7 protein-coding genes are annotated in these 12,039 nt (G+C 38.0%); 3 read left to right on the top strand and 4 right to left on the bottom strand.

What is annotated here, in order from left to right:
- Nucleotides 1-542 precede the first annotated feature (542 nt).
- Entirely contained in the window at nucleotides 543-1,757 is a 1,215-nt protein-coding gene (locus PPIS_RS24725; protein WP_017216875.1) for a hypothetical protein, read from the top strand.
- Nucleotides 1,758-2,554: 797 nt separating this feature from the next.
- Here PPIS_RS24725 and PPIS_RS24715 read toward each other — a convergent pair.
- On the bottom strand, nucleotides 2,555-3,421 hold the full coding sequence (locus PPIS_RS24715) for a DNA replication terminus site-binding protein (RefSeq protein ID WP_010376210.1): 867 nt from the start codon (nucleotides 3,419-3,421) through the stop codon (nucleotides 2,555-2,557).
- 1,344 nt (nucleotides 3,422-4,765) lie between these two features.
- A protein-coding gene (locus tag PPIS_RS24710; protein WP_096040897.1) for an IS3 family transposase occupies nucleotides 4,766-5,946 on the bottom strand; the annotation gives its coding sequence in 2 pieces (ribosomal slippage) (nucleotides 4,766-5,688 and nucleotides 5,688-5,946; 1,182 coding nt in all).
- 1,106 nt (nucleotides 5,947-7,052) lie between these two features.
- Here PPIS_RS24710 and PPIS_RS24705 point away from each other — a divergent pair.
- Entirely contained in the window at nucleotides 7,053-8,408 is a 1,356-nt protein-coding gene (locus PPIS_RS24705) for a class II 3-deoxy-7-phosphoheptulonate synthase (protein ID WP_010378652.1), read from the top strand.
- A gap of 31 nt (nucleotides 8,409-8,439) precedes the next feature.
- Here the strand turns inward: PPIS_RS24705 and ppsR are convergent, their stop codons facing one another.
- Nucleotides 8,440-9,249, bottom strand: a complete 810-nt coding sequence (ppsR, locus tag PPIS_RS24700) for a posphoenolpyruvate synthetase regulatory kinase/phosphorylase PpsR (protein ID WP_010378654.1) — start codon at nucleotides 9,247-9,249, stop codon at nucleotides 8,440-8,442.
- A 143-nt stretch (nucleotides 9,250-9,392) separates the two neighbouring features.
- Here ppsR and ppsA point away from each other — a divergent pair, with 143 nt between their 5' ends.
- Nucleotides 9,393-11,768, top strand: a complete 2,376-nt coding sequence (ppsA, locus tag PPIS_RS24695) for a phosphoenolpyruvate synthase (protein WP_010378656.1) — start codon at nucleotides 9,393-9,395, stop codon at nucleotides 11,766-11,768.
- 34 nt (nucleotides 11,769-11,802) lie between these two features.
- Here ppsA and PPIS_RS24690 read toward each other — a convergent pair whose 3' ends face one another.
- Nucleotides 11,803-12,009: a YbaN family protein gene (locus PPIS_RS24690; RefSeq protein WP_010378658.1), complete on the bottom strand. Its 207-nt coding sequence runs from the start codon at nucleotides 12,007-12,009 to the stop codon at nucleotides 11,803-11,805.
- Between the last annotated feature and the right edge of the window lie 30 nt (nucleotides 12,010-12,039).

Raw genomic sequence — 12,039 nt, 5'->3', positions numbered from 1 at the left:
ATTATAACCTATCCAACTGTTTTACATCATTTTTTTTAATTTTTATAGATCTACTTTTTACTAGGTTAAGATCAGATCTCTTATAACTCCGAGATCGAAATTTTACTAACTACTATTTCAAAAAGATATATATAAACAGCTTATGCACAGAATTGTTCACGGATGCGGTGGTGGAGATCAATTTTTTACTAAGTAAGATCAAATAGTTATGCACAGATGGTATAAGATCAAGTACTTTAAGGTATGTATAGATCTGATCTCTACCTAGCATAGATCAGATCTTTACTAATTAATGGTAGAGTTTTCCACAAGGACGTCTGGTTTGTCGTTGTAATTTCGCTAAATAGGCCTTAAACAAAGGTTTTTCAGCGTTAATTTCATCTCTGTTAGTAAAAGCTTGATCTGAAAATAGCCCCTAGTTAGTAAAAAAATGATCCTAACAAAAAAAGTTCCTTCGGATCACTTTTTTACTAACTTTAATCATTAACTTTTTCTGTCGAATATGTTGTTATTAGACGTCATGAAAATTTGGAAGTAAAACAATGAGCCGGAAGGTGAACATCTCTGTTGACAATTTGCCCGATTCACTTCGTGGACAGATCCATGGTGTAGAAAGTGCAATCGATAACGAAAGTTTGGCGTTGTTTACGGATAATAAAGATGTTCGAGTATCTTTAGAAAATGCTGCCCATGGGTTAAGAGCTTATTCTAACACCTTTAATCATTACGATTTATGGGGACGCTTTGTTCGTTCGGGACATAAAAAATTACCGTTAGAAGAAGCGCCTAAAAAAACGATCGTAACGAGGAAAATTTCTGAAAAAGTAGATGGTATTCTATACGAAGGTGAGATAAAAATTACGCCTGCTGTTGTTAGTACTAAAAAAGATGGTGATGACGAAGAGTTTTTAGTTTGGCCATCTGACCGAGAAGAAAAGGTTGAGCGTGCGCTGATCCGTCTAGCTTCCAAAGGCAAGATTGTTAAAATAAATTTTAAGTCCGGTATTCAATACGCAGTTATTTTTTCGATGAACGAGCTTGCTCAAGAATTAAAAGCTGTTGGTCAATCAATGCCTTATCCACAAATTAAGGAATCTTTGGAAGCCCTTCAAGGTTCTAAACTTTCGTTCAAATATACGGCTACAGATACTAAAAACCCAAGTATTGATGATTCATTTTACGAATCAAACATGAACTTTCTGTCGTCGCTACACTTTAGTGGTAAAAAAGGACAGGGCGGGAACATAAAATGTGTTGCATGTTTAAATGCATTTGTTCATAACATGATCGATAACTTGGAGTATAAAGGTTATTACTTCAACAGTGCTCAAGAGTTAAAACGTGGTTTATCTCGTTGGATGATGCTACGTTTGTATCATCTATGGCGTTACGCAGCTCCAGGTAAAACTTATCATTTTCGCCTAATTTCAATTATGGAAAAATACGGCTCAATTTATTCTGATGATGAAATTACAGAGAATAAATTGAAGGCACTTCGTCGTGATATGACCACAACAATGAAAGATTTGATCGAGAAAGGGGCGATATCCGAATACAATATTTCAAATGTTAAGGATGAAAAGTCCGGAAAAATCGTTGATTATGTGTACGAAATGCACCCATCTGCTCAATTCTGTGACGAGATATTGGCTCTCAATAAACACCATAAACGTATCGAAATTCAAGGTGGAAAACGTATCGTCGAAAATGTTGAAGTAATTGATGAAGATACATTAGAAGAAATCGTTAAAAAATAGGATTTCTTATTTTGGCTAGAGCGGTACTTCTAGCCAAAACAAAAAACTTCTATATCAAAGCTAATTTCTATTTCAACAGAAGATACTTTCTAACCGAAATTTATTACAATCCAATTTTTCAAAACGATGAGAGCTAAAAGCTTTCTTAAAAATTTTCTGCGGTGAAAAAATACTGACATCAATAAATCTTGAAACTACATCTGCGGATAAAATTAATTCTCTAATCCTTAGAAGAGAGAACAAGCATATCAATAATTCAAACCTTCCTATTTAGAACAATCGAATAGAAAAAATTTGTTATCCGATAGTAGTTAATTTATTAGTGATTTCTAGATACGAGTCCGTGGTCGATAAGCTATTTCAGAGCTTAAAATTTAATGATAAATCAAAATTTAACCTGAAGAAATTTAGTACTTAATCTGTGAAGATAACGATTTCATCAAAGTCTTATAATACCAATTAGTCTTGATACTTGTTCAATTTGAAGGAGCAAATCTGATGCTAACTGCGTTAAAAATTTCTCATTTAGAACAACTAAATAGCAAGATTTCCGCCTTGCCTACACGGATGTAAGTACCTTGGGGATAGCTGGACGCAGTAATGGTGTTATCGACAAAATTTTCTTCGCCTCAAAAGAGATCACTTAATCAAGTTAATAGGTATAAGTTTTAAAATGGATAGAACACATCATACTATAATGAGGACTACTCAGTTAGCACTTGCCATGGACTATACTAATTTAACAAGATTATGTTAAATTTCGTACTATCTTTAGATTCCGTATGAATTCCTTATTATTACTTAAATCTTTCTAAATAAATTCTATCGACTAGAAAGTTGTACTCTCGCTTTCTTGGATGATCATCTTTTTGTGTAAAATGACTTAGCTCTCCAAGTTTAGTGTCTGGATTCGGGTTAAAGAGTATAAATGGAAGTGCGGCACTCACATGATAGCGATTCTGAGCTGTATATCTTACATTCACCTCTGGCGTTACTCGGGTTGGCCTTCTAATTCTGAGCTTAGCATTTTCTGATAGACTAGAAACTCTATATTTTTCTTGTTCTACTAGTTGTTGCCACTTTTCCTGATCTATCATCCTCGGATTTGAATATAGTGAAGAGCGATTCAACATCTCCATAGCAAGTTCTTTACTCAAAACTCTGGTTGCATGTTTTTTCATCCAGGTAAATCGAACGGAATAGGGAGTTATGGATTCGCTATGTATTTTTCGATAGGCAGCCAAAGTCATTAAATTAGGAACTGCACTATGAACAGCTTCGAATCTGGCATCATTGTTAGAAATTTCCAGAATAGCATTTTTAAAATTTTCTTTGGCAAGATTCACAGCATTCACCCTAGACTTGATAACTTCATTAGGGTCATTAACTAACAAAAGACCTGGGAACCTTTGCAACAACTTTCCGCTTTCGCGGTCGTTTAAATAGAGATCGCGATAAGCATCTAAACATTTAGAAAGTGCTTTTTCACCTTCTATTTTTGTAACTGCTATATTTGTTGGAGCGGTTTCTTCATCTTGTTTTTTTATATCAGGCAGTTCATAAAAAGTTGCCTTTTTTATATCGGCTTCAGTCAGTTCATGGCATAGCTGATTAATATGTTCGTTAAGAATATCGAAAGTTGAACGTATATTAAATTTATTCATTGTATGATGTGTTCTTATTATCTCTTTTATATTATATCAAAAAGAATGAAATCTCGCTAAGCGATTTTACTATGAGTATTTAATGGAAAAACTAACCATATCATTTTCACTAGACCTGCGTTTGCTAAATTAAGCTGGATATCTTATATAGAATATCAGTGTTAAGTAGTTAGTTATTTGACCAATTAGTTATGAGTGATGCAGTAACAGTGTACATGTTTACCTAATAAGTAAGTATGATGTGTTCTTCTAGGTGTATTCAGATTATATCAAAAATATTCTGATAGCTCATATTTATCTTCACTTATTTAGCCTCTATTCAGAGCGCCAAGACTTTGGAGAAATCAAATGATCAGCTAGGGACCTTTTATTGTTTGATTTTTGTTTTGGTTCATTGTTGCACCAGAAGTGCTGGGTAAAGGTACTTTGTATCTTTATCGCCTGACTCACATAGGATAACTATGCTACGCAGGTTCTGCCAACAGCTGCAAAAACAAACTTGAAAGATAAGCAGGCCCTAGTTAATTCTATAAATAGAGAATTAACTCTATTTTATTTTGATGAAAATGTTAATCAGCTTTTTATAGGTCAAATTATTTAATTTATATTTAGTATGATGTGTTCCTTTTTTATGAGCTAAATTATATCAAATTTTTTTGCATTTCTCTTATAAAATTGGATTTTGATAAATTTTTGCAGGGAGTTCTTAACGGACAATACTCAAATAGAAAGTGGTGGCTAGTAATCAATCAGAATGGCAATGCTAATTTTCAGCTTCTTGATTAATTTTTAAATTTAATGGTGATTTCATATTGATTAACAGTTTGTATGATGTGTTCTCTGTAAAATCCTCGCGATGGTACTCTTTTTTATAAATTAAAGTCAACTTGTTGATCCCGACATTGTCTTGTTACTGTCAAGAGGTTTTGGTAGTGAAAACCCATAGTAAGTATTCACAAACTTTATTTCGACCGAGCGCTTTTATGTAGACGTGAAGATTTAATAGATTCTAGTTAGACCGTAAAGGGAAGGTGATTGATAAGTTGAGATGTAAAAAGTAAGCGTGTACTTACTTCTAAATAATTTAATTTTACACTTTCTTGGAGAACAACCGTACCACTTCTTTTACTTTGCAATGAATCTTCAAGTAATATCCGCATTTTCTGCAGTCTTACCTGACTAAAATATAGTGCAAGTTTCTTTTGATACATGTTCAGTTCGAAGTTGCAACGATAGCACTAACTTTATAATAGCTAAACCAGGCACTTCAGTATTATGCAAATTTCGCCGGAATATTTCCTTACCCGATTTGTACCGAAGTTAAATAAAGAAGAGCTGTAGTGGTCAACTAATTTTGGCCACAGTTTTAGAATCTTGGTATCTAACCTCAGATTCATTTGGCGCTAAACCAGCATTATAATGATGAGGCCTAACGTTGTTATAATATCCGTTGATATAATCACTCACACCATATTTAGCATCTTTAAAGTTTTCGTATCCAACCTTTGGCATCCACTCCGTTTTAAAGCTTCTAAAAAATCGCTCCATTGGCGCATTATCCCAACAATTTCCGCGCCTGCTCATACTTTGTGTAATTTTATAGCGCCATAAACGTTGGCGGTACTTCAAGCTTGTATAATGGCTTCCTTGGTCTGAGTGAAACATCAATCCACTTGGTTTACCTCTGCTTTCATACGCGAGTTCAAGCGCTTTTAGCGTTAAGCTAGTATCTGGCGACAACGACATTGCCCAACCAACGACTTTACGTGCAAATAAATCAACAACGACCGCTAAATAGGCCCAGCGATTGCCTGTCCAAATATACGTCACATCACCGCACCACACCGTATTCGGCTCAACAACATCAAACTGCCTGTCTAGCAAATTTGGGATTTCAAGATGCTCATTACCACCCCTTTTATATTGATGTTGTGGTACTTGGCAGCTCTCTAGTTTTAGTTTAACCATTAGCTTAGCGGCGCGATAACGGCTTAATTCAAAATCGTTATTCGTTGCGATTGCTGCGATTGTCCGTGCCCCAGCTGAACCGCCGCTCATTGCATGTATGGCTTTAACTTCAGCTTCTAGCCTTATTTGCTCTGGTGTAGGCGTTGTATCCCGTATGGCCCAATATTTATAGCTGCTGCGATGCACATTGAATACGCTACACAACACGCTAATTGGGTAACGCTCTCGTTGATTTAATTTCTCAATTAACGAGAATTGTTCAGGGAGTCGGACATCAAGAGAGCGGTAGCCTTTTTTAATATATCCTTTTCTAATTCAATACGTTGGATTTGCTTTTTAAGTTCGCGGATTTCAATTTGTTCAGGTGTCATTGGTGACGCTGTGGGGGTCTGGCCATTCCGCTCTTGCTTCAATTGAGTTACCCACTTACTTACAGTTGATTTACCAACCCCCATAGCCTTAGCTGCATCTTCTTGTGTGTAGCCTTGGTCAACTACAAGTTGAGCTGTTTCTAATTTGATTGCCGCAGAATAGGTTGCGCGTTTTAATTTCGTCATTTTTTCACCCAAATTTGTATGCAAATAGCATAACATTTCTTTCTTAATGGGTGGCCAAATTAACTATGCCACTACAATAGGAAAATATCTCTGAAATTAACAGTCTCGAAGTTGATGGGGATTTTGGAAATGAAAATAGCGTTTAAGTTATTTTGCGAGTAATCATATTAATAGTCACCTTAGGCAGAGTCCTCTTGATGCTGTAAGAATAGATGAACGAAAAAAGTTGTTGTGTTAGAAATCAAGAAAAGGATGAGGGTCAAGAGCAAACTCAGTAGTACTATAGTAAGCAATACCACCTTTTTAACAGTAGAGTTTTATCTAGTTAGTCTAGATTGGTCGGCGAGATTTCATCGTATAAGATAGCTTAATCAAGAAAATTCATTTTATTTAAATAACCCAATGAACTGAAGAACGATCTCTCCAGTTTTTTAAGTAATGAGCTCTCATTTGGGGAGAGGCCAGCTGGAAGTATCTGTGTGAGTTAACATTTCCAAAAACTATGTATGATTTGTCACAATACGACTCATTTTTCTTACTCCCTTCCTGCTCATAAAATACTACGAGTTGCTAACTTTCACCTTTACCTTTCATAGATGAAACTTTAAAAAGCAATCAATTTAACATAATACAAATAGGTGACCAAAATCTGTCTGTTGTCTTGCTATATAAATACTTCGCAAAACGGTTTACTGAAGAGATAGGGTAGAATTCCATTGTTGCGAACAAAGTCTTGAACTGGCTACCATCCGACAGCGCCATTTAGTAGGTCTACAAGATTATGTTTGATATTAATATCGCTTTTAGGATCTTAAATCGACAATAAAGCCCATTATAACGGCCTAGATCTTAAAAGTCCGATATTTGTCAAATTGAAGTTCGCTTTCGTTCTGGTTGAAGAGATGTATTAAAAATTAACTTTCTTAAACAAGGGTTATATCGTGAAAGAATTTTTTGAACAGTTTTAGCAATTGTGTCTATTTATCTTTATCGCCAAATGTATGATGTGTTCTTTATTGAAACAAACTAAAGTTTTTCCTTGATGAATAAGGGGGTTTGGGGTACTGTTCAATGGTGGTAACACATATTGGAATGAGGAAAATACAATGGCTAATTGGAGCCCAAATAGCTGGAGAGATAAACCAATCTTGCAGCAACCTGAATACCCAAATTCAGAGAAGTTAAAATCAGTTGAAAAAGAACTAAATTCAGCCCCACCGCTCGTTTTTGCAGAAGAGACGCGAAGCTTGTATAAAAGCCTAGCAGATGTTTGTGAAGGTAAAGCTTTTATATTGCAAGGTGGTGATTGCGCCGAATCGTTTTCTGATTTCAGTGCCGCTAATATTCGTGATACGTTCAAAACACTTTTGCAAATGGCTGTCGTATTAACCTATGGTGGCAAATGCCCGGTAGTTAAAATTGCTCGAATGGCAGGGCAGTATGCAAAACCCCGTTCTTCTGATTTTGAGACTATTGATGGTACATCCTTACCTTCATATCGTGGCGATATCGTTAATAGCTTTGAGTTTACGGAAGAAGCACGTATCCCAGATCCTGATAGATTGATGAAAGCGTATCACCAGTCTGCAGCAACGCTTAACCTACTTCGCGCGTTTGCGCAGGGTGGTCTTGCAGATCTGCATCAGGTAAATCGCTGGAATATGAGTTTCGTAGCTGCAAATCCGTTAAAAGACAAGTTTCAACAACTCGCTGAGCGTATTCAAGAAGCACTTGAGTTTATGGAAGTTTGTGGCATTGATTCAACAGTTGCACCAAGTCTGAAGGAAACTCCGCTTTATACTTCACACGAAGCGCTACTATTAGGTTATGAAGAAGCGTTAACGAGAAGAGATCACTTATCCGGTGATTGGTACGATTGTTCTGCTCACTTTGTGTGGATTGGTGAACGTACGCGTCAATTAGATCACGCACATATCGAATTTTTCCGTGGTATTAAAAACCCTATTGGCGTAAAGGTTGGCCCAGGGATGCAAGAAGATGAGTTAATTAAACTTGTCGATGCGCTTAACCCTGATAATATTCCTGGTCGTCTAACACTTATCACACGCATGGGTGCAGATGTGCTGCCGGAAAAGCTGCCTAAATTAGTTCGCAGAATTCAAGAAGAAGGCCGCAAAGTTATTTGGACTTCGGATCCCATGCACGGAAACACTGAAAAAGCGACCACTGGATATAAGACACGTAGCTTTAACAATATCCTAAGAGAAATCAGTCAGTTCTTCGCAGTTCATAAAGCTGAGGGTAGCTATCCTGGTGGGGTGCACTTAGAAATGACAGGGCAACACGTTACTGAGTGTGTTGGTGGTGCCTACGGTCTATCAGACGAAGACTTATCTCAGCGTTACCGCACCCAGTGTGATCCGCGTCTAAACGCAGACCAAGTTTTAGAACTAGGCTTTTTAGTTGCTGATCTACTAAAAGATGCTCGTAAAACAGTATAAATAGCAAACAAAGGGCCGCATAGCGGCCTTTTTAGTATTTATGGCGCTTTAGCCCAGTTTCAGAAATAATTTTTGCTGAGATTTCCTCAACGGAATAGCGTGTACTGTTCAAGTAAGGCGTTTTATTCTTTTTAAATAGCATCTCGACTTCTTTGACTTCAATACGGCATTGTCTAATTGATGCGTACTTGGAGTTTGCCATTCTCTCTTGCCTGATTGCAGCTAGTCTTTCGGGATCTATGGTTAAGCCAAAGAGCTTACCTTTGTATTTATCCAGACATTTGGGTAGTTTTCCACTTTCTAAATCATCTTCTGTCATCGGATAATTCGCGGCCTTTATCCCATATTGCAAAGCTAAATATAAGCTTGTCGGCGTTTTACCGCTGCGGCTGACACCCACCAATATGATGTCTGCCTCGTCATAATCTTTAATATTTGCACCGTCATCATTTGCAAGCGCGTAGTTAACTGCATCTATTCTAAAATCATACGAAGATTCATGAATGCTATGCGTGCGGTGCATTTTTGGCACCGGCTGAACTTTTAGCTCTCTTTTTACAATTTCGCTCGCATAAGATAAAAAGTCGTAACAAACCCCTTGCGACGATAAAATAATATCGGACAATTCTGGATTAACGAATGTAAAAAACACCAATGGTTTTTCACCTGAAGTCTCAGCAACAGAGTCTATTAGTTTTTTGATTTCATTTGCTTTTTTCACTGTTTCTACAAATGGTATCGTTTGATGATTAAATTCTACAGGGAACATTGAAAGCGTTGCGTGACCAAACACTTCAGAGGTGATAGCGGTACCATCGGAAATATAAAATGCTGTTCTCATTTTGCTATTATTCATTCAGAAATTGTTGAAAATAAGCCATCGCGGTTTACGAAGACTGCCTTACCGTTGTAGAATGCCCTTGACCAAGTGGAAAGGTCAATTAATCTCTCACATTTAATACAATTTGTTTTGGAGACAGTTCCGTGCAAGACTACGTTCTCTGGTATCAAGAGTTGGGTATGCAAGATGTACCTCGAGTTGGTGGTAAAAACGCTTCTCTAGGTGAAATGATATCTAACCTTGCTAACGCTGGTGTACAAGTACCTGGTGGATTCGCAACAACAGCTGATGCGTTTAATGAATTTCTTGAGCAATCAGGCCTCAATGAAAAAATCCACTCAATCCTAGATACTCTCGATGTTGATGATGTCAACGAATTAGCCAAAGTCGGCGCCCAAATTAGACAATGGGTTATCGATACACCATTCCAACCAGAATTAGATAAAGCAATCCGTGAAGCGTATAGCCAGTTACACGGTGACGCAAGCCAAGATGTCTCCTTTGCTGTTCGTTCATCAGCAACCGCAGAAGATATGCCAGACGCCTCCTTCGCTGGCCAACAAGAAACTTTCCTAAATGTTCGTGGCATTGATGCCGTAATGGTCGCTATCAAGCATGTTTTTGCTTCGCTATTCAATGACCGTGCAATATCTTATCGTGTACACCAAGGCTATGATCACAGAGGCGTGGCGCTTTCTGCTGGTATTCAGCGTATGGTGCGTTCAGACAAAGCGTCGTCTGGAGTTATGTTCTCAATCGATACCGAATCAGGCTTCGAAGACGTTGTCTTCGTTACTTCTAGCTATGGTTTAGGCGAGATGGTAGTTCAGGGCGCAGTAAACCCAGATGAATTTTATGTTCATAAGCAAACGCTTGCAAAAGCTAAACCTGCTGTTCTTAAGAGAAATATTGGCTCAAAAGCAATCCAAATGATCTACTCAAGTGATGAGTCTCACGGCAAGCAAGTTGAGATTGTTGATGTAGATTCAGCACTATCTAACCAATTCTCGATTACAGACGCAGAAGTAGAAGAATTAGCAAAGCAAGCTGTTATTATCGAAAAGCACTACGGTCGTCCAATGGATATCGAATGGGCAAAAGATGGTAACGACGGCAAGCTTTATATCGTTCAAGCTCGTCCAGAAACCGTCCGTTCAAATGAAGATGCGAACGTAATGGAACGCTTCCAGCTAAAATCAAAGTCTGAAGTTATTGTTGAAGGTCGTGCAATCGGTCATAAAATTGGCTCAGGCGTAGTTAAAGTCCTGTCTTCAATTGATCAAATGGACTCGGTAAAGCAAGGCGATGTTCTTGTTACCGATATGACGGATCCTGATTGGGAACCTATCATGAAGCGTGCCTCTGCTATCGTAACGAATCGTGGCGGCCGTACTTGTCATGCGGCAATCATTGCGCGTGAGCTAGGGATCCCAGCCGTGGTTGGATGTGGTAATGCAACCGATTTGATCACCAATGGTGACACGGTAACAGTATCATGTGCAGAAGGCGATACAGGTTATATCTACAAAGGTGAACTTGAATTTGATGTTATTTCTTCTCGCATCGATTCAATGCCAGCTATTCCGATGAAGATAATGATGAACGTTGGTAACCCAGATCGCGCGTTTGATTTTGCGAAATTACCACATGCAGGTATCGGTCTTGCGCGTCTTGAGTTTATCATCAACCGTATGATTGGTATTCACCCTAAAGCACTACTTCATTTTGATAAGCAAGATGCAGAGCTTCAGGCTGAAATTAAAGAGCTAATCGCGGGATATGAATCACCTGTAGAGTTCTATATCAGCAAGCTAGTTGAAGGTATTTCTACGCTAGGTGCAGCATTTGCTCCAGAGCGGGTAATTGTTCGTATGTCTGACTTTAAGTCAAACGAGTATGCAAACTTGGTTGGCGGTCAGCAGTATGAGCCGGAAGAAGAAAACCCAATGATTGGTTTCCGCGGCGCATCTCGTTACATTTCTGAAGACTTTAGAGAGTGTTTTGCATTAGAGTGTGAAGCCATTAAACGTGTTCGTAATGAGATGGATTTGACCAACGTTGAAATCATGATCCCATTCGTTCGTACCCTAGAAGAAGCTGCTCAAGTTATTGAAATTCTTGAAGCGCATGGTCTAAAACGTGGCGAGAATGGTCTAAAAGTCATTATGATGTGTGAACTTCCATCAAACTGCCTACTTGCTGAAGAGTTTTTAGAATATTTCGATGGCTTCTCGATTGGTTCAAATGACCTTACCCAGTTAACACTTGGTCTGGACCGCGATTCTGGCCTCATTGCGCATCTGTTTGATGAGCGAAATCCAGCTATCAAGAAACTACTTTCAATGGCAATTCAAACTGCTAAAGCGAAAGGCAAATATGTAGGTATTTGTGGTCAAGGTCCATCGGACCATGAAGATTTTGCTGCTTGGTTAGTTGAAGAGGGGATTGACTCTGTTTCACTTAACCCAGATACAGTACTTGAAACTTGGCTTTATCTAGCTGAAAAGTTTACTAAATAATTTAATGGCCCCAATGCAACACATTGGGGCTATTTCATTTCTGAAATGTCCTATCTAACTTTTCGCAGCCAAGCTTAAACAAACGCTGCACATTTTTTAAGTGCTTCTTTGCACCTTCATGATTCATCGAGAAACACACCAGGGCCGCAAGTAAAAAGATAACCGATGGACCGGGCACAATAAAGAAGATCAATGCTAGAATACAAAACACAATACCAGCAAGGTCGTAAATAATTTTCATGTTATTTCCTCCTATACAATATGAGTATAA

The organism is Pseudoalteromonas piscicida (genome assembly GCF_000238315.3).
Classification (GTDB): domain Bacteria; phylum Pseudomonadota; class Gammaproteobacteria; order Enterobacterales; family Alteromonadaceae; genus Pseudoalteromonas; species Pseudoalteromonas piscicida.
The sequence above is the reverse complement of the archived record's forward strand: the minus strand, read 5'-3'. Positions and strand labels throughout refer to the sequence as shown.

Excerpts from the sequence above, each read along its gene's own strand:
- PPIS_RS24705 (WP_010378652.1), top strand. The coding sequence starts at position 7,053 with ATGGCTAATTGGAGCCCAAATAGCTGGAGAGATAAACCAATCTTGCAG.
- ppsR (WP_010378654.1), bottom strand. The coding sequence starts at position 9,249 with ATGAGAACAGCATTTTATATTTCCGATGGTACCGCTATCACCTCTGAA.
- PPIS_RS24715 (WP_010376210.1), bottom strand. The coding sequence starts at position 3,421 with ATGAATAAATTTAATATACGTTCAACTTTCGATATTCTTAACGAACAT.
- PPIS_RS24725 (WP_017216875.1), top strand. The coding sequence starts at position 543 with ATGAGCCGGAAGGTGAACATCTCTGTTGACAATTTGCCCGATTCACTT.
- PPIS_RS24690 (WP_010378658.1), bottom strand. The coding sequence starts at position 12,009 with ATGAAAATTATTTACGACCTTGCTGGTATTGTGTTTTGTATTCTAGCA.